Annotated in this window: 16 protein-coding genes; 5 read left to right on the top strand and 11 right to left on the bottom strand. The window is 68.3% G+C overall.

Annotated features, from left to right (window positions below; genetic code table 11):
* The first annotated feature begins 49 nt into the window (after positions 1-49).
* The 3 genes from AC1DYI_RS03650 (at position 50) to AC1DYI_RS03640 (ending at position 4812) form a co-directional block, all read left to right on the top strand.
* Positions 50-838, top strand: coding sequence for a substrate-binding periplasmic protein (locus tag AC1DYI_RS03650; RefSeq protein WP_477202709.1), 789 nt, complete (start codon positions 50-52; stop codon positions 836-838).
* A gap of 25 nt (positions 839-863) precedes the next feature.
* Positions 864-3383 carry a CHASE domain-containing protein gene (locus AC1DYI_RS03645; protein WP_477202708.1) on the top strand — a complete coding sequence of 840 codons (2520 nt, stop codon included), beginning with the start codon at positions 864-866 and terminating at the stop codon, positions 3381-3383.
* 79 nt (positions 3384-3462) lie between these two features.
* Positions 3463-4812 carry a glutamine synthetase family protein gene (locus tag AC1DYI_RS03640; RefSeq protein ID WP_477202707.1) on the top strand — a complete coding sequence of 450 codons (1350 nt, stop codon included), beginning with the start codon at positions 3463-3465 and terminating at the stop codon, positions 4810-4812.
* Positions 4813-5002: 190 nt separating this feature from the next.
* On the opposite strand, the gene AC1DYI_RS03635 is transcribed toward AC1DYI_RS03640, so the two are convergent.
* The 11 genes from AC1DYI_RS03635 to AC1DYI_RS03585 form a co-directional block, all read right to left on the bottom strand.
* The gene (locus tag AC1DYI_RS03635) at positions 5003-6541 is read right to left on the bottom strand and encodes a chitinase (RefSeq protein WP_477202706.1); all 1539 of its coding nucleotides are present in this window, start codon (positions 6539-6541) and stop codon (positions 5003-5005) included.
* Positions 6542-6785: 244 nt separating this feature from the next.
* Entirely contained in the window at positions 6786-10190 is a 3405-nt protein-coding gene (locus tag AC1DYI_RS03630) for a hypothetical protein (RefSeq protein WP_477202705.1), read from the bottom strand.
* Positions 10191-10195: 5 nt separating this feature from the next.
* Complete coding sequence (locus AC1DYI_RS03625; protein ID WP_477202704.1) at positions 10196-10945, bottom strand: carboxylesterase family protein; 750 nt, start codon at positions 10943-10945, stop codon at positions 10196-10198.
* The gene (locus AC1DYI_RS03620; protein ID WP_477202703.1) at positions 10945-13980 is read right to left on the bottom strand and encodes a hypothetical protein; all 3036 of its coding nucleotides are present in this window, start codon (positions 13978-13980) and stop codon (positions 10945-10947) included. The genes AC1DYI_RS03625 and AC1DYI_RS03620 overlap by 1 nt, the downstream gene beginning before the upstream one ends.
* Positions 13977-14801 carry a carbohydrate ABC transporter permease gene (locus tag AC1DYI_RS03615; protein WP_477202702.1) on the bottom strand — a complete coding sequence of 275 codons (825 nt, stop codon included), beginning with the start codon at positions 14799-14801 and terminating at the stop codon, positions 13977-13979. The genes AC1DYI_RS03620 and AC1DYI_RS03615 overlap by 4 nt, the downstream gene beginning before the upstream one ends.
* Positions 14798-15676 carry a carbohydrate ABC transporter permease gene (locus AC1DYI_RS03610; protein WP_477202701.1) on the bottom strand — a complete coding sequence of 293 codons (879 nt, stop codon included), beginning with the start codon at positions 15674-15676 and terminating at the stop codon, positions 14798-14800. Before AC1DYI_RS03610 ends, AC1DYI_RS03615 begins: the two co-directional genes overlap by 4 nt.
* Positions 15673-16983, bottom strand: coding sequence for a sugar ABC transporter substrate-binding protein (locus AC1DYI_RS03605; protein ID WP_477202700.1), 1311 nt, complete (start codon positions 16981-16983; stop codon positions 15673-15675). The genes AC1DYI_RS03610 and AC1DYI_RS03605 overlap by 4 nt, the downstream gene beginning before the upstream one ends.
* The gene (locus AC1DYI_RS03600) at positions 16955-18487 is read right to left on the bottom strand and encodes a glucoamylase family protein (protein ID WP_477202699.1); all 1533 of its coding nucleotides are present in this window, start codon (positions 18485-18487) and stop codon (positions 16955-16957) included. Before AC1DYI_RS03600 ends, AC1DYI_RS03605 begins: the two co-directional genes overlap by 29 nt.
* 91 nt (positions 18488-18578) lie before the next feature.
* Positions 18579-21527: a TonB-dependent receptor gene (locus tag AC1DYI_RS03595; RefSeq protein WP_477202698.1), complete on the bottom strand. Its 2949-nt coding sequence runs from the start codon at positions 21525-21527 to the stop codon at positions 18579-18581.
* 67 nt (positions 21528-21594) lie between these two features.
* Positions 21595-22596 carry a LacI family DNA-binding transcriptional regulator gene (locus AC1DYI_RS03590; protein WP_477202697.1) on the bottom strand — a complete coding sequence of 334 codons (1002 nt, stop codon included), beginning with the start codon at positions 22594-22596 and terminating at the stop codon, positions 21595-21597.
* Positions 22597-22756: 160 nt separating this feature from the next.
* A complete protein-coding gene (locus AC1DYI_RS03585) occupies positions 22757-24175 on the bottom strand; it encodes a GH1 family beta-glucosidase (RefSeq protein ID WP_477202696.1) in 1419 nt (472 codons plus the stop codon).
* 183 nt (positions 24176-24358) lie between these two features.
* Between AC1DYI_RS03585 and AC1DYI_RS03580 the strand changes: the two genes are divergently transcribed.
* Both AC1DYI_RS03580 and AC1DYI_RS03575 read left to right on the top strand, forming a co-directional pair.
* On the top strand, positions 24359-25225 hold the full coding sequence (locus AC1DYI_RS03580) for a hypothetical protein (protein ID WP_477202695.1): 867 nt from the start codon (positions 24359-24361) through the stop codon (positions 25223-25225).
* A gap of 519 nt (positions 25226-25744) precedes the next feature.
* Positions 25745-26400 (top strand): glycosyl hydrolase family 8 (locus tag AC1DYI_RS03575; protein ID WP_477202694.1); only part of this gene is annotated, 656 nt, incomplete at its 3' end.

The raw sequence follows: 26400 nt of genomic DNA, 5'->3' as shown, positions 1-26400 counted from the left end.
GCGGGCCCGGGTGGGATAAGCTCTGCGGGCGCTCGTCCGGAGGGGAAACATGCGCAGCGCCGCCGTGTCGTTGGTCTTTGCTTTGGCCCTGCTCAGCCACCCCGCGGTGCGGGCGGCCGACAAGCCCGATTGCGACCGACCGTTCAGCCTGGCGTTGCACGAACACGGCCTGCTCTATTCGGCCCAGACCGGCGAGGGCATCGACAAGGACATCTCGGACGAGCTGATCCGCCGCAGCGGCTGCAAGGTCGCCGTCACGGTGATGCCGCGGGCCCGCATCTGGCAGCTGATCGAGTCCGGCGCGCTGGATTTCAGCCTGTCCGGCATCACCAATGAGGCGCGCGAGCGCTTTGCCGCGTTCGGCTGGTATTTCTCGAACAAGTACTACCTGCTGGTGCGCAAGGACGCCGGCGTGCAGCGCCTGGCCGACTTCGAGCGCAACCCGGCGCTGAAGCTGGGCGTGATCCGCAGCTTCCGCTACAGCCCGAATGCCAACAGGCTGGTCGACACGCTGGAGGCCGAGCACCGCGTCAGCTACTCGACCAGCCTCGATCCGCTCTACCAGATCCTGCTCGGCAACCAGGTGCAGGCGATGGTCATCGAGCCCTTCGACTACCCGGCGATCGAGAGCGGCAAGGTGCGTGAGCAGACCACGATCATGGAGTTCGACGACCCCTCGGTGCCGCACGGGCTGATCATGTCGAAGAAGGCGCTCAGCGCCGCCCAACAACAGGCCTGGCGCGCCCTGATCGACGCCATGCGCGCCGATGGCACGGTGCAGCGCATCTTCGAAAAATACTTCACCCGCGATCTGGCCCGTGCCATGACGCAGTTCTGAGCGCGGCATGCGAGTTCGTCGTGTCTTGCCCGTCCTGCTGCCGTTGGCCGTTGGCGCGGTGTCGCTGGCCATCACGGCCGGGCTGTGGCGCCACGAGCAGCGCGGCGCCCAGCAGGCATTGCGAGCGGACTTCGACCTCAGCGTGCGCCAGACCGCCGGCCGCATCGAACAGCGCATGGCCAGCTACGAGCAGATGCTGCGCGGCGTGCAGGGCCTGTACCAGTCGGTCGACCAAGCAGACAGGCGCGATTTCACGGCCTATGTCGACACGCTGCTGGCCGGCGCCGATTACTCCGGCATCCAGTGGTTTGCTTATGCGCCATGGCGGCCAGAGGGCACCGCGCGCATTGCCGAAGTGGCGCCCGCCGCCGGTCTGAACCTGCGCGCCCTGGGCGAAGACGCTTTCGGCGACGAGGCGCGGCGCGGCGCCCTGCAGCTGGCACGCGATTCCAGCGGCCTGACCATCACGCCGCGCCTGCTGTTGCCGGCCGACGCTTCGGGCAAGCAGGAGCCGGGTTTCGTGATGGCGCTGCCGGTCTATGCCCGCCAGCAGCCGCTCGACACGGTGGCGGCTCGCCGCGCGGCGATCACCGGCTGGGTGCTGGCGGCGGTGCGCATGGGCGACTTGATGTCCAGCCTCTATGGCGAGGGCACCCGCGGCGTCGAAACGCGCATCCACGACGGTGTGGAGGTCAACGACGCCACGCTGATGTACGCCCCCGGGCCGAAGCGCGAAGGCCTGTCCCCGGCCTTCGAGGCGCGCGAGTACATCGGCTTTGCCGGCCACTCGTGGACGATCGATGTGCAGGCGCTGCCGGAGTTCGAGCGCCGTCCGGGCGGCATGGCGGCCACCATCATGGCGCTGTCGGGCATCGGCCTGAGCCTGGTGCTGGCGCTGCTGACACGCCAGCTCGCCACCGGCCGCCAGCGCGCGCACGAGGCGGCGCTTCGCATGACGGTGGCGTTGCGGGCCAGCGAAGAGCGCTACCGCCGCATCGTCGAGACCGCCGACGAAGGCATCTGGGTCACCGACGCCGATGGCCGCACCACCTTCGCCAACCCGAAGATGGCGCAGATGCTGGGCGTCGCCGGTGAGGCGCTGATCGGCCGCCCGATGGCCGAGTTCTTCGTGCCCGACAACGTGGCCGGTGCGGTGGTGGCCAAGGCCATGGGCCTGGTCAACGGGCAGACGGTGGGGGCCTCGCTGGCGCTCGATCCGCCCGGTGGGCGCGAGCGCCGTTTGCGCCGCACGGACGGCAGCTGTTTGTGGGCGCTGGTGGCCACCACGCCGATCGTCGACGCGGCCGGCCGCTTCGACGGCTCGCTGGCGATGGTGACCGACATCACGCAGCAGAAGCAGGCCGAGATCGCCCATGCCGAGCTGGAGGCGCAGCTGCGCGCGTCGCAGAAGATGGAAGCCATCGGCACCCTGGCCGGCGGCATCGCGCACGACTTCAACAACATCCTCGCCGCGATCCTCGGCAACGTCGCGCTGGCGCAGCAGGAACCGAGCGAGCCAGTCGCGCAGGGCCGGCTGGCGCAGATCAAACAATCGGCCGAACGGGCACGTGGCCTGGTGCAGCAGATCCTCGCCTTCAGCCGCCGGCAACCGCACAGCCTGAAGCGCCAGGTGCTGGCGCCGGTGATCGAAGAGTCGGTGCGGCTGCTGCGGCCGCTGCTGCCGGCAATGGTCGAGCTGGAGCTGGTGCTGGCCGACACACCGATGACGGTGCAGGCCGATGCGACGCAGCTGCACCAGGTGCTGATGAACCTGTGCACCAACGCCTGGCATGCGATGAACGGCCTGGCCGGGCGGATCGAGATCCGGCTCGACCAGCGCGCGCTGGATGACGACGCGGCGCAGCGGCTGGGCCTGCAGCCCGGGCCGTACGCGCACCTGGCGGTCAGCGACACCGGCGCCGGGATGGACGATGCGACCCGCCAGCGCCTGTTCGAACCCTTCTTCACCACCAAGCCGGTGGGCCAGGGGACGGGGCTGGGGTTGGCAGTGGTGCACGGCATCGTCTCGGCGCACCAGGGCGCGATCGGCGTGACCAGCGCACCGGGCCGCGGCTGCCGCTTCGATCTGTACTTCCCCTTGCAACCCGGCCTGCCCGAGGCGCCGCCGGCGGTGGTTGGCGCGCCGCTGGCCACTCCGGCGCCCGACCGCCATGTGATGTACCTCGACGATGACCCGGTGATGGTGGTGATGGTCGAAGGCCTGCTGCGGCATGCCGGCTACCGCGTCACCACCTTCGAGGACCCGCGTGAAGCGATGGCACGGCTGCATGCGCGCCCGGGCGATGTCGACCTGGTGGTCACCGACTTCAACATGCCTGGGCTGTCGGGCCTGGAGGTGGCGGGTGAACTGGCCACGCTGCGGCCCGAGTTGCCGGTGGTCATCAGCTCAGGCTATGTGACCGAGGCGCTGCTGGACGCCGCCGCGCGGGTCGGCGTGCGCAGCGTGATGCAGAAGGAGTTCACGCTGGAGCAACTGCCCGCGCTGTTGCGCCGATTGCTGGCCGAGCCGTCGACCACTGTTTGATTGCCTGAACACTGTGTTCGGGCCGGCAGCGATGGGCTTCGGCGAAGATCGGTTCCCTGCCAATGCTGTCCATCGTTCCATGAGTGCTGACCTGCCCGCCGACATCGCCGACCTGCTGCAACGCGCGGGTGTGCGCCAGGTCGAATGCCTGTTTCCCGACGTGACCGGCTACCCGCGCGGCAAGCTGATGCCGGCGGCCGCCTTCCTGGCCGGCCAGGAGCTGCGCATCGCGCAGGCCATCCCGATGCAGGCGGTGACGGGTGAGTACTCGTACGACCCGATCTTCCCGGACGACGACCCCGACGTGCGTCTGGTGCCGGACATGTCGACCGTGCGCCTGGCGCCCTGGGCGCCGGCCGACCAGCCGCGCGCGATGGCGATCCACGACTGCTTCGAGCTGGACGGCCGGCCCTGCGCATTCGCGCCGCGCCAGCTGCTGAAGACCGTGCTCGCGCGCTACGCCGAGCGGGGCCTGGCGCCGGTGGTGGCGCCCGAGATCGAGTTCTACCTGAGCGCGCCCTGCGTCGACCCAACCGCGCCACTGCGCCCGCCGCCCGGGCGGCTGGGCCGCTCCGAGGTCGGCCAGTCGGCCTTCAGCCTGAACATGCTCAACGAGCTGGCGCCGTTCTGGGGCGCCTTCCAGCAGGCGATCGAGACACTGGGCATCCGCGCGGACACGTGGATCCACGAGGTCGGTTGTTCGCAGTACGAGATCAACCTCTGGCATGGCGACGCGGTGTCGGTGGCCGATCAGGCGTTTCTGTTCAAGCATGCGGCGCGCGAGGTCGCGATCCAGCAAGGCCTCAACGCCGTGTTCCTCGCCAAGCCGCTGCCCGATGAAGCCGGCAGCTCGATGCACCTGCACGTCAGCGTCGTCGATCGCGAGGGCAGCAATGTCTTCAGTGCACCCAACGGCGACGAGCAGCCGGTCTTCCGCCAGTTCATCGCCGGCATGCAGACCTACCTGCCGGACCTGATGCTGCTGCTGGCGCCGCACGTCAACTCGTACCGCCGCTTCGTCAAGGGCAGCCAGGCGCCGATCCACCTGCAGTGGGGCTATGACAACCGCACCGCCGGGCTGCGCGTGCCACAAAGTGGGCCGGCCGCGCGGCGCGTCGAACAACGCGTGGCCGGTGCCGACGCGAACCCTTATCTCGCGATCGCGGCCACGCTGGCCGCGGGCCTGGCCGGCATCGAAGAAGGCCTCACGGCGACCTCGCCGATCAGCGGCGACGGTTACGCGCACGACCATGCGCTGCCGCGCAGCCCGCGCGAAGCTTGGCAGCGCCTGGCCGACAGCGCGCACGCGCGCCGCCTGCTCGGCGACGATTTCGTCACCGGGCTGCTGGCCGTCAAGGAGGTCGAGTTCGACCACTACGACCGCGAGGTCAGCGCCTGGGAACGCCGCTTCCTGTTGCCGCAAGTCTAAGAAGCTGCTGAGCGAGAAAAAACGCCCCGGGTCCGCCAATGCGGACCGGGGCGTGATGCACCAGGCCCGCCGGCCCGGTGCGTCAAAGGGGCGATCAAACCCCCGGAGAAACGAAGGGCCGCCCCGAGTTTCTTGCTCCCCCTTGGGGGGCGGGCCGGACGTTTGGGCCGGCCCTGGGGGCGGCGTTTACTCAAGGCAGGCTGTCCAGCGCAGCCCGTGTCGGCTTCGAGAAGTTGTAGCCGTCGTGCTTGTCCCAGTTGATCGACCAGGTCATCGCGCCGCGGTAGGTCGGGTAGGCCACCTTGGGTTTGATCGTGCCGCAGTTGGTCAGCTTGGTCAGGCAGTTCAGCGCTGCCGAGACCGTGGCCGCGGACACGAAACCGCTGTTCGCGGAGCTGGGGCCCGACGGCACGCCGAAGGCCACCTGGTCGGGCCGGATGCCGTTGAACTTCCAGCCGGTGTTGTAGTCGGTCGTGAAGCCTTCGATCAGCATCAGGCTGCCACCGACCAGCGCGTCCACAGTGCCTTCCTGCACGACCGTGTACTTCGGCGGGTCGTTGTAGGTGAAGCTGTTGTTGTTGTAGTACTGGACGTGGATGACGCTGAGCTCTTCACGCAGCCCGTCGATGATCGGCAGGTAGGCGCCCCAGATGCTGCCGAACGCCACCAGGCCACCCTGCACATAGGGGTGCTCCGGCGCCATCGACAGGTAGAAGCCGGCGCCGTACTTGGCCTTGATCTGCTTGACCGCCTTGACCAGGTTGGTCTGGATCGGCGCGCCTTGCGACACGCCGGTCTCGATGTCGAGATCGATGCCGTCGAAGCCGTACTTCACCAGCAGCGCGTAGGTGCTGTTGACGAAGTTGGCGACCTCGGTGTCGTTGTTCAGCGAGACAGAGCCGTTCTGGCCGCCGAACGACAGCACCACCTTCTTGCCGGCGGCGCGCTTGGCCTTGACGTCGGCGATGAACTGGGCTTCGCTGCCGGCGCTCGGGTCGACCGTGAAGCTGACATTGCCGTTGCCGGCGTTGTCGGCGAAGGCGACGACGATCACGTCCCAGTCGTTGCTGACCTGGGCGATCGGGAAGGTGTTGCCCGACGGGTTGGTGAAGTTGTGCCAGTAACCGATCAGGTGGTGGCCACCTGGCGGCGGCGGGGGGGGCGGCGGAGGCGGCGGTGGGGTGTTGCAAGCGGTGGTCTTGCGCCACGGCTCGCCGCTGCCCTTCGGGCCGTTGTTGGTCGCCGGGTCCTCGTTCTGGCTCTTCAGCACGGCCTTGTAGCCGACCTTGTTCTCGGTCACCAACGCGCCCTTCAGGTACTTCACGTTGGACTTCCAGGCCTCGCAGTCAGCGGGCGGAGGCGGTGGGGGGGGCGGAGGCGGCGGTGGGGGCGGGGGAGGTGGTGGGGGCGGCGGTGGGGGCGGCGGTGGCGGGGTGCCGCAGCTCGAGACCTGCGTCCACGGCTGGCCGGTGCCGTCGCCACCGTTGTGCGTGGCCGGGTCTTCACCCTTGGTCCACCAGTTGGCGCGGTAGGTCAGGCTGTTGCGGGTGACGGTGTCGCCTTGCACATAGGCGATGTCGGTCGACCACGGCTGGCAGGCAGGCGCGGCCGCCTTGACCGGTGCGGCCTGGGCCACCACCGGGGCGACGCCCGCGGCGACCGCGACGGCTGCCGACAGCGTCATCAGCCAGTCGAGCCGCGCACGCCGCGACGAACTTTGGTCGGACATGGTTCCAACTCCTTGGGTTTGATCTCTTGAACGGACCACAGGGCACGCGCTGCGTGCCCCTCGGCCGTGATGATCCGGCCGAGGGGCCAGACCCGTCACGAGAGAAAACCACTATAGGACCAGTAAGACCAGTTGACCGTTTGCTGGCAACGCGTGATGCGCAGTTACGAGGAAATCAATCGGTTGCAAATCAAGCACGATGCAGCGAACTGGTACGCAGGCCCGCCTGGTTCGCCTGGCAGCCTCAGGCGATGCCCAGCCGCAGGCGGTTGAGGCCGGTGGTCCACAGCGGCGCCATGGCGGACCACTCGATGCGGGCGCCACCTTCGCGGTAGGCGTTCGGTACGAAGGTGAACGGCAGTGGCGTGCCGTTCAACTCCACCGTCAGCACACCATGGCCACGCGAGCCCAGCTGGCAGTCCAGTGCGACACGGTGCCCAACCAGCGTCGTCTCCGCCTGCAGCGTGCCCAGCGACGGCGCGATCACCGGGTCGATCACGCAGGCGTCGGCGCGCGGGCGCAGGCCGAGCAGGCAGCGTTGCACCAGGCCGAGCGCGATGCCGGCGCCGCTGGAGTAGATGCGCCAGCCGCCTTCGAGCGGCACATCGCCGCGCAGCGCACGTTCGTACTGCGCGCTGGCCTCGTGGCGGTCGGCGAAGGCCGCGTCGGAACTGGAGAAGTAGCAGTTGGATTGACGCGGCGCGGCGCTCGGCAGGCGCTGCTGCAGGTCGACCGCGTGGGCCAGGTTCAGCGCCTGCCAGAAAGCCTCGGCCCGGCCCAGGTGGGCCAGTGCCTCGGCGTAGCGCAGGTGGGCGTGGGTGTACATCAGCCCGATCTCGCGGCCGAAATAACTGCTGCTCTCGGCGCGCTGGAACAGCTGCTGCGGCCCGCCGCGGTAGGCGAACGGTGCGTCGAACAGGCGCGCGCCGTCGGGGCCCAGCAGGTGCTGCTCGATCAGCTCGAAGTGGGCCTCGGCTTCGTCCAGGCTCAGCAGGTTCGAGAGCACCGCGTGGACCATCGGCAGCAGGCTGTAGTGCACGCCGGTGCGCCGATCGCTCGGATGCAGCAATGGCTGTGGCGGCTCGCCTGGCGGGTCGAACAGGGCGTAGCCAGTCAGTACCGCTGGTGCGTTCGGTGTTGACGAGGATGGCGGCATCAGCCAGTGTCTGAAGTCAGCCTGCACCTGCTGACGCTCCTGGTGCATCGCTTCGGCGCGGGTGGTCTGGCCCAGCAGCCCCAGGGCCTCGGCCAGTGTGTCGAGCATTTGTGCGTGCAGCGTCACGGTCCAGCTGCTGCACAGGTGCTCGCGCAGCAGCGGGTCGGCCGGTTGCAGCGAATCGTTCCAGTCACCATGGCCGTAGGCCGCCAGCGCGGTGCCGGGGATGCGGCGCTGCGCGATGACTGCCAGCGCACGTTCGACGTGTTGCCACAGCGTGGCGCTGTCGGTGATTTCACCTGGCGCGGCGTAAAAGGGCAGCGGCTCGTCGAGCAGGCCGGCATCACCCGAGGCCAGCAGGTACTGGCCCAGCGCCAGCAGCGGCCAGAAGACGATGTCGCCGTGCGAGTCACCGGCGCGGATCGCCCGGTCGCGCTCGAAGAAGGTGAACCACTGCGGCCAGTCGCCATTGGCGTTCTGCGCGCAGAAGACACGCGTCAGCAGGTCGCGCACCGGCGCGAGGCTGCCTTGTGCCAGCAACAGCTCGACGGGGCCCTGGCAGACATCACGCGTGCCCCAACCGCCGCCGGAATACTGCTCCAGCCCGCGCGGCGCCAGGTAGTGCACCAGCGCGTTGTGCTGGAACCAGGGCAAGGGGGTCGACAGCGCTGCGGCCTGCCCGTTGGGTGACGACAGTCGCGGGGGCATCAGCGTGTCGAGCGTCGGCGTGCTGGCCGGTGCGGCTTCGACCAGCTCACCCCGGATGCTCAGGCCGATCTCGGGCGCCGCGGCAAAGCGCAGGCACAGCATCGGCACACCGTGGTCTTCGCCGTCGTCGAACAGGCCTTCAGCGCCGGACACCTCGAGCAGCCGGCTGTGTTCGCCGATCGGGGCAATGGTGAAACCACCCTGCGGGAATCGCGCGAGCAAGCCACTGCCGGGCGGTGGTGCAAGCCAGACACTGCCGTCGGCAGCGCTGGGTATGTCGATGCGGCCCGGCACCTCGCCGTCGTCGCCGCCGAGCGCGAGGTGGTGGGTCACGAGGCAGGTCGCGGGCAGGCCTTCAAGGAAGCGAAGGTGCAGCGACAGCTCAGGCGCCTGCGCCGCGGCCGAGGCGACGACCTCGATCAGACCTTCGTCGTCGCGGTACCACCAGCGCGCGCGGCGCTCGCCGATCACGAACGCCGACGGCTGGTCGAGCAGCTGCCAGCCACCCGTGCGACGCACGAACACGCGCTGCCCTTGCGAGTGGAACTGACCGAGCGAGCCGTGCACGGCCGACAGCAGGCGGTTCAGGCTGACGTGGCCTTGCGTGACCATCGAGTGGAAGACGCCCGCCATCCAGCAGGTCGAGGTCATCGCCGCCTCGTCGGGCACCAGGTGCTCACCGCTGCGCAGCAGGTGGCCGTGCGGGCGCAGTACCGCCTGCTCCTTGGCCGGCAGCACGACGTGCTCGCCGTCCGGCGTGAAGAACGACCACAGCGTACCGTCTGGCCCGCGCTCTTCGTGCTCGCGTTGCGGGCCGAAGTGGGCGTCGCAGTCGGTCTCGTTGAACGCGTGTGCAGCCAGGCGCGGTGCGTGGCTGAACAGGCTGGGCCGCGGCGGCTGCCACGTGGCCTGCACGACGGCGGCGGGCAATGCGTTGGGCGGTGTGGCCTCCGGCAGCACGAGCAGCTGGTCGGCCCAGGCGGCGTCGTCCGGGCCACTGGCGGCGGGGTGGTTCGCCTGCAGGCCGCCGAAGAACCCGAGCGTCGCGCGCTCGCCGGGCGCCAGGGTTAGCGGCGTGTCCTGCAGCGCCGCCATCGCCTGTTCGCGCTGCAGCCGCGCATCGGGCAGGCCGTGGCGCCAGGCCTGCGGCGCATCGCCGAAGCGGTGACCCAGCCCCAGCACCTGCAGCGCGTCGGTGGCGTAAGCCACGGCGTGGCGCAACGAGCCGATCAGAGCCCATGGGTGACGCCCATTGGCGGCCTGGTTCTGCCGCACCGCCAACAAGCGGCCGAGTCGTGCGTGATCCAGTGGTGTGAAGTCGATGTAGTGGCTGACGTAGGACTCGTTCAGGCGCACGGCAAAGTGCGGTGCCAGCGACAGGTCCTGCTGGTACAGCAGGTCGACAGTGCAGGCGGCATCGCCATGGGCGTGGTGCAGCGCCAGGTGCCAGAACCACGCCGGCTCGTTCTGCGCCAGCAGCAGCGTCAGCTCGAAGGCCAGGCCCTGCCATTCGCCGCGGGCGATAAGGCGGTCGTCTTCGGCATGCCACCGCGCCGGGCTGTGCGGCCCCAGCAGTGGCAACCATTGCGGTTCGCCCTGCTGCGTCGTGCCGGGCCAGCGGCGCAGCACCAGCTGGGTCGACCCGGCTTCGAGTGCGTTGCCGGGGAACAGGTGCACGCACAGCTCGTCGCCCCAGCGCAGTTCGCGCAAGCTGCCGTTGGCGTTGAAGCTGGCCGCTAACCCCGACGGGCTGGAGATGCGGTGCAGCGACGATGAATCGGCCATCGTGGTCAAGCCGGCCGCACCCGCGCCAGCAGCCACGGCAGCAGCGTGGTATCGGCGTAGGCCGGGTTCCAGGCGTCGTGGCCGACGCCGGGGTAGACGGTCAACTCGGCCTGGCCGCCGAGGCCGCGCAACTCGGTGACCAGCGATTGCTGCTCGCTGACAGGCACGACCGGGTCGTTGGCGCCGTGATAGGCCCGTACCGGCACCGAGCGCATCCGGGTAATACGCAGGTGGCGGCCATAGCCGCAGACCGGCGCGATGCCGGCCAGGTCGTCCGGGTAGGCCATCGCCCAGTCCCAACAGCCCCCGCCGCCCATGCTCAGGCCGGTGGCGGTGACGCGCCGAGGGTCGATGCGCCATTGGCCGCGCAGTGCGATCAGCAGCGCGTGCAGCAGGTGTGGGTCCCAGTCCAGCTCGTCGTCGCACTGCGGCGAGACGACGATCGCGGGGATCGCCTGGCCGGCATCGAGCAGCTTCGGCAAGCCATGGGCCTTGACGCGGTCCAGCTGCGTGCCGCGTTCGCCCGAGCCATGCAGGAAGACGATCAGCGGCCAGCTCTTGTCGGCCTGTTCCTGGTAGCCGGTGGGCAGGTAGAGCCAGTGGCGCAACGTGGCTTGCAGCGTCAGGCTGGCGGGCGTGGCCCATTCGGCCTGGCGGTTGTCGGCAGGCGGCGGGGCGGCCAGCGCCGTCGATGCGGCGGCAAGCGCGAGGGGCAGGCCCAGCAGGGTGCGGCGGTCGATGTCGTGGTGGTCCATCATTTTCTCTGGTTAGTCTCCGGCGCTGGCTCGGCCAGTGTCAGCGATGCCGGCAAGCTGTCAATGCGTTGCTCACGACCGTGCCAGCGCCAGCGCAGGCCGCCTGGCGGCAGATCGAGCCCGGTGTCGATCTCGACATGCAGTCCTTCGGCGACGCGCTTGGCGCGGTAGCTCAGCCGGCCGTACGGCGTCGGCAATTCGCGTACCGCCACGCCGTCATCCAGCCATGCCTCGGGCACACCGGCAGCCAGCACCAGGCTGTCGCCGTCGTCGTGCGCGAACAGGTCCAGCAGCGAACGGATCGCGTCGGACGCGACCCAGGCGTGTGGCATGTCGCCGAGGAAGTGCTTCTCGCGTGGGTCACGCATCACCACCTCGGCCCATTGGTTCCAGCCGGCGGGGCGTTGGTCGGCGAAGAAGAAGTCGAGCATGGCGAGTGCCCGGTCGGTTTGCCGCAACCGTACCAGCGCGCCGACGCTGCGCAGCTCGTAGGGTGTGTAGTCCTTCCAGGCTTTCTCGCCGCGGGCCCGCTGTTGCGATTCGAGCCAGTAGCGCTCGAACGTCGCGTCCAGCAGACCAGGTGGCAGCAGGGCCTGGGCCTGAGCCGGGTTCAGCGCGACGGTGGTCGAGCTCGCGTCGAAGTCGCCCAGCTCGGCCGCGCCGGGCATGAAGCCGATGCGGTGCTGCGCGGTCGCGGTGCGGATCGATGCTGACAGCTCAGTGGCGAACTCGTCGCGCCAGCCGGTGAATTCACGCGCCGCGGTTTCGTCGCCGAGGACCTGTGCCAGCAGCACCGCGTCCTTGTAGCCGCGCAAGGCCCAGAAGTCGTCCCAGTACGAGTGCATCGCCTTCTCGGAATAGCCCTCGTGGCTGATCGAGGCCGGCATCAGGCCGAAGAAGGCTTCGTGGCCGGGCTGCCGATTGGCCGGCGAGCGCTCGCTTTGCCGCAGTTGCTCCATGTAGCGCACGGCGCGTTGCACGGCAGGCCAGCGGCGCTGCAGCGCGGCGCGGTCATGCGTGAAGCGCCACAACTCGGCGACGGCATAGATGAACTGGCCGTGGCTGTCGTTCTCGGGCACCGGGTCGGCACCGCGCGCGTCGACACAGCAAGGCACCTTGCCGTTGGCGAACAGCTGCGTCGCATACCAGTCGACGAACTCGCGCGCGGCCTCGGTCTCGCCTAGCCGCAACAGACCGGCGACCATCATCGCGCCGTCGCGCACCCAGCTGCGCGCATAAGAGCGCGTGCCCGGCTGCAGCGCGGCACCGCGGCGCGACAGCAGGATCTGCGCGAGTGCACTGCGCAGCGTGTCGTGCACGCGTTGTCCGGCCGCTGGCAGCTGCAGGCCGACGCGGTTCAGCCGCGCGCGCCAGGCAGTGGCGCTGGCGGACAGGCCGGCGTTGACGTCGTCGATGCGGCGCGGCAGCTCCTGCACGCCGTTCATGCGCCAGCTCAGCGCGACTTGCGTTTCGCCACCGGCCGGCAACTGCAGCGGGTAGGCCAGTGCCGATTCCGCGCGGCCTTCGGCGTCGCGCCACGGCGTCGTCTCATTCAACGCGTGGACGGGTTTGTCGTGGGCCAATGCAAAGGCCACTGGCCAATCGGCCCCGCCGCCGGCCCAGGCCTTGGTTGGCGCGGGCGTCGGGCGCAGCGCCAGCGTGTCATTCAGGCGCCAGAGGCCGTCCTGCCAAAGCACACGCGACAAGGGGCTGGCGCCGCCTGGTTGATTCAGGAACTGCTGCGGCGGGTTGACTTGCCAGGGTCGGGCCACGAGCAACAGCGTCGCCTTCAGCGCCTTGGTGGCGTGCAACGTGTAGCGGGCGTGGCCGGTCGGCCGTGTACCGTCGCCCGACGCGCCGGCGTCGATGTCCAGCGTGAAGGCCGGGTGCGCCCAGTGCACCCGTGGCTGCGGCAGGTAGCCCTCGGGCAGCGAATGGCTGATCTTCACGTCGGCCCAGCCGACCAAGGTCGGCGGGTTGCCGCGCTCGCCTTCGAGCAGCACGAACGGCTCGATGCTGGGGCTGCCAGGGGCCGGCTCCACCGCGCCATCTTCCGACAGCAGCGCCGCGTAGCCACCCCCACCATCGACGCCGAACAGCGTCCAGTAGTTCTGCTCGCCAAGGTAGGTGCGCGGGTACAGGCCGGGCGGCAAGCGCTTCGCGCGTGCGGCGGTCGCATCGTCTTGCGAGCGCCAGGTACCGGGCTCGACCAGTTCGATGCGCAAGGCGGCCAAGTCGCCGGACGCGGCGGTGATGCGCAGCCGGCGCGCGTCGCGCTCGGGCAGGAACAGCGCGTCGAGCGGGCCGGCGCCGTGGCGCACCTGGGCCAGTCGCTGCCAACGGCCGGCTTCGTCTTGCGCGTCGATCGTATAGTCGCGCGGCCGTTTGCCGGTCGGTGGCCAGTGCAGCTGCAGGCCGCTGAACTCACGCGTCAGGCCGAAGTCGACCGCGGCCGATGTGCCGCGTGCGGTCACCTGCGGCTCGGGCCACGAAGAGGGCGCCGGCGCATGTTCGACGAAGTCCAGGCGTTCGAAGCAGACCGAGCCTCGCCCACCACCGCTGCCGGTGGCGACCACCAGCTCCAGCGCTTGCGGGCGGCGCAGCGTCTTGTCGGCCGTCGGGCCCCAGGCGAACTGGATCTGGCGCCGCTTGAAACGCAGATCCTGCGGCCGTGCATCGAAGCGCATGTCGGGTCGGTTGACCCACCAGACGTTGTCGCCGCTGGCGTCGGTCAGCTTGAACTGGAAGTGGTTGGCCGGGCCTTGGCCGCGTACGCGAAGGCGGTACTCGTAGTCGGGAGGCAGATCGACCGGTGGCATGGCGCGCCGTGCGACGGCATAGCCCGAGACACCGTGGAAGTCGTAGTCCAGGCAGTGGCCGCGTCCATCGGCGCGCCAGTGAGCCTCGACCTGGTCCGACGCGCTGATCTTCCAGCCTTCGGTTGGGCGGAAGCCGTCGATCAGCGTGGTGTCGCCGGGCGCAGCGCTTGCGACGGCGGCGCACAGCCACAGACCCCAGCCGACCAGGCGCTTCATTGCTTCACGCCCCCCATCGTCAGGCCCTGCAGGTAGTAGCGCTGCAGCACGAGGAACAACGCGAGCACCGGCAGCACCGTGATCACCGCGCCGGCCATCATCAGCTCGCTGTCTTGCACATGCTCGCGGCTCAAAGACGCCAGCGCGACCGGCAGCGTGTGCAGCTCGCCGTCGGTCAACACGATCAACGGCCACATGAAATCGTTCCAGCTGCCGAGGAAGGCGAACACCGCGAGTGTGGCCAGCACCGGTGTCAGCAGTGGCAGCACGACCGAGAAGAAGATGCGGAACTCGCCGGCGCCGTCCATGCGTGCGGCTTCGATCAACTCGTCCGGAATGCCGCGCGCGTATTGCCGGACCAGGAAGATGCCGAAGATGCCGGCCAGCGACGGCACCAGCACCCCGGCGTAGCTGTTGACCAGGCCCATGCTCTTGAGCATCAGGAACAGCGGCAGCATCGCCACCTGGCCCGGGATCACCAGTGCGCCGATCAGCAGGCCGAAGAGTTTGTCTCGACCGGTGAAATGCAGCTTGGCGAATGCGTAACCGGCCAGCGTGTTGAAGGTGGTCGACAACAGCGTCGCGGCGATCGCCAGCCCGAGGCTGTTGACGAACTGGCGCGCGATGCCCCCCTGGACGATCAGCGCGCGGTAGTGCTCCAGCGTTGGCGCACTCGGCAGCAACGGCGGCGGGAACGTGCTGGCCTCGCCGGAGTGCATCAGCGACGCAGCCACCATCCACAGCAGCGGCGCGACCGTCAGCAGCGCAGCGACCGCGAGCACGCCGTTGACGGCGATCGCCTGCACGGTGCGGCCCTTCATGCGGCCCCCTTGCGCTGCGCGAACAGCATCAGGCCGCGCGTGACGAYGACGATGATCGCGAACAGCACGAAGGCCACCGCCGACGCCGCGCCCAGGTTCCACCAGCGGAAGCCTTCTTCGTACATCAGGTACAGCACGCTGACTGTCGATTGCAGCGGGCCGCCTTGCGTCATCACATAAGGCTCGGCAAAGAGCTGGAAGTAGCCGGCGATGGTCAGGATGCTGACCATCAGCAGCGTCGGCCCGAGCATCGGCAAGGTCACATGCCAGAACTGGCGCCAGGCGTTGGCACCATCCAGCCGCGCGGCTTCGTACAGGTCTTCAGGCACCGCCTGCAGCGCGGCGATGAAGATGATCATGTTGCCGCCGAAGTTCTTCCATGCGGCGAAGACGATGATCGCGGGCATCGCCCAATTCGGGTCACCCAGCCAGTCGATCGGCGCGATGCCGACATGGCCCAGCAGCTGGTTGATCCAGCCGTACTTCAGGTGAAAGAGATAGCGCCATACGACGGCAACCGCGACCAGCGTGGTGACCACCGGCGCGAACAGCGCGGTGCGAAGCAGCGGCTTGAAGCGCGCCAGCTTCGACTGCAGCAGCACCGCGCAGCCGAGCGACAGCGCGATCGACAAAGGCACACCGAGCACGACGAAGTAGGCGGTGTTGCCCAACGCTTGCCAGAACAGCGGGCGGGTCAGCACCTGCCGATAGTTGTCCAGGCCGACGAAGCGCAGGTTGTCGAGCGAGGCCAGCGCGTAAAGATCGAAGTCGGTCAGGCTCAAGGCCAGGCCGGCCAGCACCGGCACGACGAAGAACAGGCCGATGACCGTGAGCGCAGGCAACACGAAGGCCCAGGCGACCGGGTTCCGTTTCATCGCGCCGGCCTTGCGCGGTCCAGCATCCAGCGCCGCTTGGTGAGGAACTCGTCGACCCGCACGTCGAGGGCCCGTGCGACCGCGGCAGGGGCGGACTTGTCATGTGCGGCCTGCGCGGCAAAGAGCTGCATCTCTTGCGCGATGCGCTCCCACTCCGGCACCGCCGGCGCAGGACGCACGCGTTCGAGTTGCTGGGCAAAGGCGAGGGCCTGAGGATCGCGGCCCAAGCTGTCGGCCGACCAGCTGGCGCGGCGCGGTGGCAGGTTGCCGGTCAGGCGGTAGAAGTGCTGCTGCACCTCGGGCCGCGAGAGGTACTCGATCAACGCCCAGGCCTCGCGCCGAGCCCGCGAGCGGCGGAACATCACCAGGCTTGATCCACCGGCGATCGACGCGCCGGGGCCGTTCGGGCCGGGCAGTGGCGCGGTGGTCCACTGGCCTTGTTGATCCGGCGGCAGGCGGCGCCGAAATTCGCCCAGGTTCCACGGCCCGGAGATGTAGAGCGCGAACTGGCCGCGGCCAAATTCCTGCCACAGGTTGGAGACCTGGTTGTTGGTCAGGCTAGGCGCGAAGCCGCGCTCGAACATCTGCAGGTAGAACCCCAGCGCGCGCTCGAAGCCGGGGCTGGCGAAATTGCCGCGGCGGCCACCATCGCGCAGCAACTCGTCGTCTTGCTGCAGCGCCAGTGCCAGCAGCGGCTCGAACTCGTTCAGCGGCAACAGCTGCGGGTGCGCAATACCCAGACGCTGCAGACCCAGCATCGCCTGCTGCCAGCCGGCCCAGGTGTCGGGCATGCGGTTGAAACCGGCCTTCGCCAGCAGGTCGCTGCGCACATAGAGCAGCCGGGTGTCCACATACCAGGGCAGGCCTTGCAGCTTGCCGTCGATCAGGTTGGTGCGCCAGATGCCGCTGAAGTAGTCGTCCGGCGTGATCGTCGGGCTGCTGCGCAGCCAGGTGTCCAGCGGCTCGACGGCGCCGAGCGCCACCATCTCGGGCAGCCAGGTGTTGCCGATCTGGGCGACGTCGGGTGTCGCATCGCCCGCGAAGGCGGTCAAGAGTTTTTCGTGCGCCGCCGTCCACGGCAGTTGCTCGATGCGCAGATCGACCTGCGGCTGCTCGTTGCGAAAGCCGGCCAACAATTCGTGCGCGACCTCGCCCTCGCGGCCCATGGCCCAGAAGCGCAGCGTGCGACGGCCGCTGCCGCTGCGCCCGCAGCCGGCGAGTGGCAACGCCAGCGGGGACGCGGCCACGAGTGCGGCGCGTTGCAGCCAGCGGCGGCGCTCAGGCGGGCTGGGCGATCGGCCGGTCATGTGGCGAAACGGAGCGGGCCGAAGCGTTCAGCCAACCGCCATTGAAACCGGCTCGCGCGAGGCCACGCCGCAGGTGCGCGTTGCCGCGCATCGTGCGCCAGATCAGGTCGTGCCGGTGGTTGGCGATCATTGCGACGATAGGCCCCTGGTCGATGCCGAGGTAGTCGGTGTCGACCCAGCCGAAGCCGGGCGCGACGCGGCCATTGGACAGCTTCGCCGAGGCGTCAACAAAGCTGGTGTTGAAGGCGTCGAGAAAACCGTAGCGGCCGTAGAGGTGGGCACCGAAGCGCTGGTGCATCGCCTGCAGCGCGGCTGTGACTTCGGCCGGCGCGAAGGGCAGCGATGCGGCCGCGGCGGTGGGGGCCAGCGTGCCATCGTCGAACGCGTCGGCCATGCCGGCGCCGCGGGCCTTGTAGTCCTGGAAGTCGCGCAGGCGGCCGGTATGGTCCGGCGCGCGCACCGAGCCCGGGCCGTCGCAGGCAGTCAGGCCCCAGACGTTCTCGCCGTAGTCTTTCCACCCGCCGGGGTTGCTGATCGCGTACGCGCGTTGGGCCAGCGTCGCGCGGCGGCTGTTCTCGAAATAGTCGAGCCCGCGTTCGCGCATGAAGGCGTCCTGGATGCCGCGGAAGTCGACCCAGACGTGCGAGTACTGGTGCCAGAACAGCGGTGCGCCGCCCAGGTGCAGTTGGCCCATGAAGCTGCCCCAGGTGCGGGGGTAGCTGCCGCAGAACGTGGCCCAGCTGTCGTCGCGCGCCGGGTGCGTCGGCGAGCCGAGTGCGAGCAGGTACAGCAGCATCGCCTCGTCGTAGCCGTGGTAGTCGATGAACGGGCTGAAGCCGGCGCCGGGTACCCAGCCCATCACGATGTGGCCGTCGCGCACCTGGGCCCAGCGCCAGTCGACGCGGGTGTACAGCGTCTCGGCCAGCGTGCGGATGCGCTGCTCCGTAGGGTCGGTGCCGCTGAAGTACGACTGTGCTGCCAGCACACCGCCCATCAGCAGCGCCGTGTCGATCGTCGACAGCTCGACGCGCTCGTTGAAGCGAGCACCGGTCGCCATGTCCAGGAAGTGATAGAAGAAACCGCGGTGGCCGATCATGCCGTGCGAGGCCTCGCCCTGCGGTGCGTTGGCCAGGAAGCTGAGCGTGCGGTGCACGCGCTCGGCCGCTTCGGCGCGCGTGACCAGGCCACGCTCGGCACCCACCAGGTAGGCCGTCAGGCCGAAGCCGACCGCGGCCACGCTGGCCATCGTCGGTGCCGCGGGCCAGCGGTCCGGCACCAGGCCGGTGACGGGGTGCGCGGTTTCCCAGAAGAAGCGGAAGGTGCGCGCTTCAATGTCGTCCAGCAGCGCCGCGTCGCCGAGGCGCGCGGGCATGTGGCCTTCGCCAAAGGCCATCGGCCGCGGCGGCGGTGCGCTGCCGCAGCCGGGCAGGCTGTGGGCCAGGGCAGCAGCGGCGCCGGCCAGCAGCAGGCGGCGTCGGTCAGGGCGATGGGAAAAAACGGTCATGGGCGAACGGTGGTGCGCTCAAGGCCGCAGCCTGCCACGACCGGCGAGGTCGTGGCAGGGCTGTTGGCAACAAGACGGGTGAATCGAACGATCAGAACTTGTAGGCGAGTGCCAGGCGGATCGTGCGCATCGGGCCGCGCATCGAGTTCGGCTTGCCGAGGTCTGCGTTGTCGCCGCCGTACTGATTCTTCGGCGGATTGCCAGGCCCACCGATCCAGTCGTTGGCCCCGCCGTAGTTCTTGGTGTTGAACACGTTCAACACGTCGGCACGCAGGTTGATCTTGCCGAAGCCGACACCGAAGTCGCGGGCGACGGCCAGATCCAGCTCATTGAACTCGCGGCTCTTGTCCTCTCGGTAGAAGCACGTGCCCGCGACGTTGTCATGCGGGAAGCCGCCCGTGCAATCGGTCAGTTGACGGGGCAGGCCACTGGCCCAGACGTACTTGCCGGAGAACTGAAGGCCCCAAGGCAACCAACCGTCCGTCACCAGCGCAGCCACGACGCGGTGCTTGTCCACCAGCTTCGAGGTGTGCCAGCCATCGACGCCGGGGCGGCCGTGGGTCCAGTCGAAGATGTCGTCGCCCCAGCTCTGGGCGGTGGTCTTGGCGTCGGTGTAGGTGTAGGCGAGCGTGAGCCCCCAGCCCGATTCGGTGCTGTAGGGCTTGTCGGCCTTGACGAACAGCGCCTGGCTCTTGTTCTGCCCTACGAAGTCGCCGAGAACGAGATTGCCGTAGCCGTTCGGGCCTCCCCACAGCGGATCGATCGGATTTTGCAGGCCCCAGCCGCCATTCGGATCGCGGTTGCCGCTGAACCAGACGAACTGGTTCTTGGCCCGGACATCGCTGTAGGCAATTTCGGCGTTCCACGATCCCAACGCCTGGCGCAGGCCGATCGTGAACTGGTCGGCGTAGGGCATCTTGAAGTCGTTCCTGATCAGCCAGATCTCGCCGTTGGCCTGCAGGTTCTTCTGCTTCTCGTCGAGCGCATGGTTGGCGATCGTGCGGTCGTATGAGCGACCGAAGCCACCGAAGATCACCGAGGCGCGGTCGCCGAACAGGTCGTAGGACGCGCCGATGCGTGGCGCGAGCGCGCCCTTGTACGATTTGCGCGAATGGCCGTCGGCGATGTAGTCATCGATGTCGATGCCACCCTTGGCGAGTGACTCGGCATAGAGCTGGTCGGCGGGGGCCGTGATGCCGCCGATGCTGCGGCCATCCTTCGCGTGCAGCGCCTCGACCCGGTCGGTCGGCGTCGCGTAGTCGTTGTTGAGCATGCTGGACTCGTAGTCCCAGCGCACGCCGATGTTCAGTTCCAGCTGCTTGGACAAGCTCCAGTCGTCCTGCAGGTAGATGCCGTACTGCTGGTTGCCGAAGTTCGCCGTGGCCGGGGCCAGCGCGCGTTCGAGCTTGCACTGGTCGGTCTCCTGCACCGGGCCGTTGTCGCGCGGGTTGTCGCCGGTGCAGAGCGTGCCGTCGAAGGAGGATGACCCATCCGGACGGATCACCGCCTGGACCACGTCGACGCTGCGGAAGGTGCCCGACAGTTTGTAGCGGATGTCCTTGAACTTCAGGCCGCCCTTGATCACGTGGTCCTTGGCGCCGGTCCAGGTGAGGTCCTCCGACACGAATGTGCCGCTTTGCTGACGGTGCTGCGCGTCGGGTGAACCGCCGACGAACAGCACGTCCTGCGAGTTCGCCAGCGCGTCGGTCGGCGACCCTTTGTACTTGATGAAAGGCGTTGTCGCGGCCGAATGCGGATTCCACTTGTAGTCCTCGTAGCCCAGGCGCGCTTCGCTCAGCAGGTGGCCCAGCGTCCACTCGTGCTTCAAGTCGATGCGGGTCTCGTCGTTGGTGCGGTCCTTGTCGTTGCCCGGCACACTCAGGTTGTGGTCCTCGGGCACGCGGTCTGATTCCTTGCGGATCTTGGCGGTCAGCGACAGTCGCTGGCTGTCACTCAGTTCCGCGTCGAGCTTGCCCAGGAACAGGTCTTCCTTGAACTTGTCGACGGTCGAGCCTTGCAAGGCCAGCAATTCCGGCACGATGCCCTGGCCTGCGGGCAGCAGGTTGGTGTTGCGCGCGATGACCTGACGCGTGTCGTCGATGTTCTTGCCGTCGTAGGCCGCGAAGAAGTGAATCTTGTCCTGCACGATCGGGCCGCCGATGCTGCCGCCGAATTGCAGCTGTGTCGACGGCAGACGATCGACGCCTTGTTTCTCGGCCTCTTTCTGGAACGGGTCCTTCTCGGTCCAGTTGGTGCCGGTGCGGTCGACATAGACATCACCATGGAATTCGTTGGTACCCGATTTGGTGATCGCCGTCACCGCGGCGCCGCTGACCTGGTCGAACTCAGCCCTGTAGTTCTGCGTCAGCACCTTGTACTCAGCGATCGCCGACTGTGGGAAGGGGTTGCCGCGGGTCGAGTCCATGCCCGATGCACCGTTGCGAAGAATGTTGTTCTTCTGGCTGACGCCATCGATGAAGACATTGATCGCGTCGCGGTTCTGCGCGCCGCTCTGGATGTTGACCTGACCGGTGTTGGCCGCGGCCACATAGGCCACGCCGGGCGCCAAGTCGACAGAGCTCAAGAAGTTGCGCGTGCTTTGCGGCAGGCTCTCGATCTGGCGCCGCGTCACGTTGGTGCCGAGTTGCGAGTCCTTCACGTCCTTTCGGTTCAGCGAGCCGACGATCGTGACTTGCTGGGTGCCGCCGACAGTCAGGTCCAGCGTCGCGGTTTCGCCGACCTGCAGCGTGACGACCTCGCTCGCCGCGCCACCGACGCGCACCTCGTAGCGCCCCGGCGCCAGCCCGACCAGCACATAGCTGCCGTCGGCGGCGGTGGTCGTGCGGTAGGTGTTGCCGTTGTCCTTGTTGACTGCCTGCACCGGCGTGCCGGCCTGCGCCGCAGCGGTGCCCGAGCTGATCACGCCACGCAAGGTGGCGGTGCTCAGTTGCGCCAGCGCCAAGCCGCTGCCGGTGGTCAACAACACGGCGACCGCAGTGGCCAGTGCATGCCGATGTAAACGTTTACGTGAGGTCGTCATCAGAGTGTCTCCGTTCGTTCTGTCTTGCTTCGGGCTGCGAAAGATAAACAGTCGGGGCCCGCCCGGCTCAGGCCGGGCGCAGGCTGGACTGACGCACCACCAGCTCGGCGCGCAGGGTGCGCGTGCCGGAGGGCGGGCGATTGGGCACCTCGATGGTCGAGGCCAGCTCGGCCAGGGCCAGGGCGCCCAGTTCGACGATGGGCACCCGCACGGTGGTCAGCGCAGGATGCACATAACGGCAAATCGGGATGTCATCGAAACCGGCCAGTGCGATGTCCTTTGGCACCGACAGGCCACGCTGGGTGAGCACGCCCAGGCAGCCGAGCGCCATCATGTCGTTGCCGGCGAAAACCGCGCTGGGGCGCTGCGACAGCGCCAGCAGCTCGTGGCCGGCGCGTTCGCCGCTGGCATCGGTGAAATCGCCGGGCAGCACCAGCTCGGGCGTGCCGGGCAGGACCTCGGCCAGCGCGGCGCGGTAGCCGCGCAAGCGCTCTTGCGCCTCGTGGTTGTGCTCGGGGCCGGCAATGAAGGCGATGCTGTGGTGGCCGACCGAGGCGAGGTGGCGCACCATGGCCTGGGCGCCGCCGAAGTTGTCGACCCGGAAGGTGGTGTGCAGCGGGTCATCGACACCCGAGTTCATGATCACCGCCGGCATGCCGGTGGGCAGGCTGCCACTGATGGCGATGGGGTCCATGTGCGGTGACATCAACAGCAGGCCGTCGACGCGGCCATGCATTGCGCGCAGCGCGGCCGAGGCTTCGGCCTCGTTGCCATGCGAGCTGGACACCAGCAGGTGCAGCCCGCGTGAGCGGGCCGCGACGTCGATGCCGCGGATCAGCTCGGAGAAGAATTCGCCGTGCAGGTCGGGCAGCAGCGCGCCGACGGTGTGGGTGCGGCGGGTGATCAGGCTGCGTGCCGCGCTGGACGGCGTGAAGCGCAGTTCCTTGGCGATGCGCTGGATGCGTTCGCGTGTTTCGGGCGTGACGGCGGCGTGGCCGTTCATCACGCGGGACACGGTGGCGACCGATACACCGGCTTCGCGGGCGACGTCTTTGATGGTGGTGGCCATGTGGGGGCGTTGGGGTTGGCGAGGCCGCAGCGCACGCGCCGGCTCGCTGGCAGGCGGCTGTGCCGCTTGCCACGCCATGGGCCGCGAGGCGACCACGGAGCCTCGGAGAAGAACGTTGGCCGCATTAGACGCCATCACCCGAACCCCGACTTGAGCGTTTCTACCGTGGAACCGGGCCAGGCCCGGCGGACGGCGAGGCGGCCGTGTCGTTCAGGCAACGCCCCTGGGTGGCGATGACCTGGGCGTACAGCGCGGAAGTGACTTTCGGCGTGCGTTTCTGGGTTGCATAGTCGACGTGGATCAGGCCAAAGCGCTTGGAATAGCCATGCGCCCACTCCAGGTTGTCCAACAGCGACCAGGCGTAATAGCCCTGCAGGTTCACGCCGGCCTCGCGCGCGGCGTGCAGCGCGCGCAGGTGGCGCCGCAGGTAGTCGACCCGCAGCGGGTCTTCGAGCTGCGGGCCGTCCACGGTCGGCGGGTCGTAGAAGGCCGAGCCGTTCTCGGTCACGTACAGCGGCAGGTCGCCATAGTGCTGCTTGAACCAGACCAGCGTGTCAGTCAAGCCGGGTGGGTAGACCTCCCAGGCCGTCTCGGTGTGGGTGGACTGCGTCTGGCGCACCGGCGCGGCGCGCTGCAACCAGATGCCGGGGTCGTCGCGCACGACCGCGCGGGTGTAGTAGTTGATGCCGACGAAGTCCAGCGGCTGTTTCGCCAACGCCAGCTCGTCGGCGGTCCAGTCGACCCAGGCTTCGCCGAAGACCTCGGGCAGCTCCGGCGGCGTCTGGCCGCGCAGCGCGGGGTCGAGGAACTGGCGGTTCATGTAGGCATCGGCGCGCGCGGTGGCCGCGTGGTCGGCGGGGCTGGCACTGGCCGGGTACTTGGGCTCGATGTTGACGACCAGCCCGATCTGTCGGTCCGCTTGCTGCGGCACCAGCGCCCGGAAGGCTTGCACGGCGCGGCCATGGGCGCACATCAACCGGCGCGCGGCAATCGCCGCCTCATACGCGCTGCGGTGGCCGGGCGCGAGCGTGCCGTGCAGGTAGCCCCCGTCGGTGATCACCCACGGCTCGTTCAGCGTGGCCCACATCGGCACCCGGTCGCCCAGGGCCTTGAACAGCACCTCGGCGTAGTCGCCAAACCAGTCGACGCTGTCGGGGTTGAGCCAGCCGCCGCGGTCGTCCAGCTCAGCGGGCATGTCCCAGTGGTAGAGCGTGATGTTGGGCGCGATGCCGGCAGCCAGCAGCGCGTCGACCTTGCGCTCGTAGTGGGCCAGGCCGGCCGGGTTCACGCGGCCGCGGCCCTCGGGCAGGATGCGCGACCACGAAATGCTGAAGCGGTAGCTCTTCAGCCCGAGCTGGCGCATCAGCTGCAGGTCTTCGGGCCAGCGGCGGTAGTGGTCGCAAGCCACGTCGCCGGTGTCGCCGTCGCGCACCCTGCCCGGGGTGCGCACGAAGCGGTGCCAACTGCTCACACCGGCCCCGTCGGCCAGCGGCGAGCCCTCAACTTGGTAAGCAGCTGTCGCAGCGCCCCACAAAAAGTTAGCGGGAAATTCGACTTGAACAGGGTTGGATTGGGACATGAAGGCCGCTGTTTCTGCCATGGAAACGTTTACATCGTGAAGGGGATCATAGGATCGCCTCACGCCAAGGTGGTCCGGGGTTAACCCGGTACGGGTGAATCCTTCCCCAAGTCGTCAGTTACACGCTCCGGCCAGGGCAGTGGACACTTGCGCCCGCCCATTGGTGTCCTGTCGAGGCTTGCCGTGCTGATCACCGACAAAGTTGTTTTCGTCGAGCTGCAAAAGACTGGCTCGACCCATATCAAGAACCTGCTGCAGGAAACGCTGGGCGGCAAGAACGACGGCAAGCACAACGTGCCGACGCCCGAGTTGCTGACGAGTGGCCGCGAGTTCCTGGGCTCGGTGCGCGACCCCTGGGGCTGGTATTTGTCGCTCTGGTCTTATGGCTGCCAGCAGCAGGGCAAGCTGTACCAGCGGTTGATCAACCCGAAGCGTTGGGAGCGGGTGCAGCCCAAGTTGATCGAAGCGCGCAAGGCACAGAAGGAAAAGGTCCGCAGCCTGGCGGCCGGCCAAGGCCCGAAGAAGTGGAAGCCGATCATGATCCCGGACAAGCTGGGCGTGGAGCGGGCCAAGAACTTCTACTACAGCGATCCGGCCAACGCCGAGGCCTTCCGCGAGTGGCTGCGTCTGGTGTGTTCGCCGTACGCGAGGCGCCTGCTCGAAGACGGCTTCGCGAGGTCGCCGATCAGCAAGCTCGGCGGCTTGATGACCTTCCGCTACTTCAATCTGTTCGTGCCGGGCTCCGACAACATCCCGCCCACGATCAACACCCACAAAATGCTGCGGGCGTACGAAGCCGACCGCGTTGCCGTGAAGCACATCGTGCGTCAGCACACGCTGGCCGACGATCTGGTGCATGCGCTGGACAGCTGCAAGATCGTGCTGACCGACAAGCAGCGCGAGAAGATCTACAAGGCCAAGCCGACCAACAAGTCGACCCGGCCGCATCCCTTTGCGCACTACTACGACGTGACCAGCATCGACGTGGTCGCGAAGCGCGAGAAGTTCATCATCGACCGCTTCGGCTACGAACGACCGAACGTGGCCTGATGCTGGTCTGTTAAGTCCGCTCAACCATTCGTCGACGCGCCTCTCGGCACACCGCAGGCGATGGCCGCAGACGGTGGGGGCGCGGCCGGGTGAGCGTCTAACGTGAGGCCGGTCGTGTCCTCGCCGCCTGCCGCGTCAACCTCGGCCGGCAGCCGTTGCCTCAGCGGACCTGTTTCGTTGGCCGCGTCTTGCGCGGCGAGGAATGGGCATCCACCCCGCCTCACGTTAGACGCTCACCGGGGCGGATGCCCATTCCTCGCTGCCACCGTGACTGATTGGGCGAGGCGCTCGTTGTTCGCTGTCTCCTGTTGGCCCTGTGTCAGCTATCGGCGCGATGGTGAGCTTCCCTGTGTGCGTGGCAGGTGAACGCCGAGTTCACGGTGACGCCTTGTTGCGCCAGAAGCATTTGTCCCTAGGTAGATCGCCCATGTCGATGCAGCAAACCGCCGGATTTCCGTCAGACGGCTGCGGGCCGAAGATGCGGCCCACATTCCAACCCTTGACGAGGAGAGACGCGTGATGATTGCTGTTCGACCGATCGCATTGGCCGGCTTCACGCTGGCGGCATTGACCACTGCCTTGCTGGGCGGCTGCGGCGGTGGTGGTGGCGAAGACCAAGCCACACCGACCGAAACCACGCAGAACTCCCCGCGCATCGGGTTGCGTGCGCAACACGGGCCGAGCACGCCCGGCGCTCGCGCCGAAACCGCAAGCTCCGACGGGGCCGACCAACAGGCCGAAGCGGCCGACGTGCAGGCTGAGGGCGCCAACGTGCTGGCCACGGCCCGGCCCTTCCCGTACCACGTGACCTACACCTCGGGTGCGATCAAGCCGAACAACGTCAGCCAGTCGGCGATGGACGGCAAGGTCACGACCCACTACAGCGCCTGGAAGACCAACTACCTGCGCACCTCGGGCGGGCAGGGCACCTGGGTCAAGTACGACGACACCAACTCGACAGTCTCCGAAGCCCATGGCTACGGCATGGTGCTGGCCGCCTACATGGGCGACAAGACCAACTTCGACTCGATGTACGGCTACTTCACCAAGCACTACAGCAACAACGGTCCGCACCTGATGGCGTGGAAGCAGACGCTGTCGGGCGGCGTGATGAAGAACGTCGAGGGCGCCGACTCGGCCACCGACGGTGACCTCGACATCGCCTACTCCCTGCT

The sequence above is a fragment of the Ideonella sp. P3_A4 genome (genome assembly GCF_056403075.1).
The sequence above is the reverse complement of the archived record's forward strand: the minus strand, read 5'-3'. Positions and strand labels throughout refer to the sequence as shown.

Bases quoted from the DNA above. Each gene is read 5' to 3' on its own strand.
- AC1DYI_RS03595 (WP_477202698.1), bottom strand. From the start codon at position 21,527: ATGACGACCTCACGTAAACGTTTACATCGGCATGCACTGGCCACTGCG.
- AC1DYI_RS03625 (WP_477202704.1), bottom strand. From the start codon at position 10,945: ATGGACCACCACGACATCGACCGCCGCACCCTGCTGGGCCTGCCCCTC.
- AC1DYI_RS03605 (WP_477202700.1), bottom strand. From the start codon at position 16,983: ATGACCGGCCGATCGCCCAGCCCGCCTGAGCGCCGCCGCTGGCTGCAA.
- AC1DYI_RS03585 (WP_477202696.1), bottom strand. From the start codon at position 24,175: ATGTCCCAATCCAACCCTGTTCAAGTCGAATTTCCCGCTAACTTTTTG.
- AC1DYI_RS03630 (WP_477202705.1), bottom strand. From the start codon at position 10,190: ATGGCCGATTCATCGTCGCTGCACCGCATCTCCAGCCCGTCGGGGTTA.
- AC1DYI_RS03620 (WP_477202703.1), bottom strand. From the start codon at position 13,980: ATGAAGCGCCTGGTCGGCTGGGGTCTGTGGCTGTGCGCCGCCGTCGCA.
- AC1DYI_RS03590 (WP_477202697.1), bottom strand. From the start codon at position 22,596: ATGGCCACCACCATCAAAGACGTCGCCCGCGAAGCCGGTGTATCGGTC.
- AC1DYI_RS03635 (WP_477202706.1), bottom strand. From the start codon at position 6,541: ATGTCCGACCAAAGTTCGTCGCGGCGTGCGCGGCTCGACTGGCTGATG.
- AC1DYI_RS03615 (WP_477202702.1), bottom strand. From the start codon at position 14,801: ATGAAGGGCCGCACCGTGCAGGCGATCGCCGTCAACGGCGTGCTCGCG.
- AC1DYI_RS03600 (WP_477202699.1), bottom strand. From the start codon at position 18,487: ATGACCGTTTTTTCCCATCGCCCTGACCGACGCCGCCTGCTGCTGGCC.
- AC1DYI_RS03650 (WP_477202709.1), top strand. From the start codon at position 50: ATGCGCAGCGCCGCCGTGTCGTTGGTCTTTGCTTTGGCCCTGCTCAGC.
- AC1DYI_RS03640 (WP_477202707.1), top strand. From the start codon at position 3,463: ATGAGTGCTGACCTGCCCGCCGACATCGCCGACCTGCTGCAACGCGCG.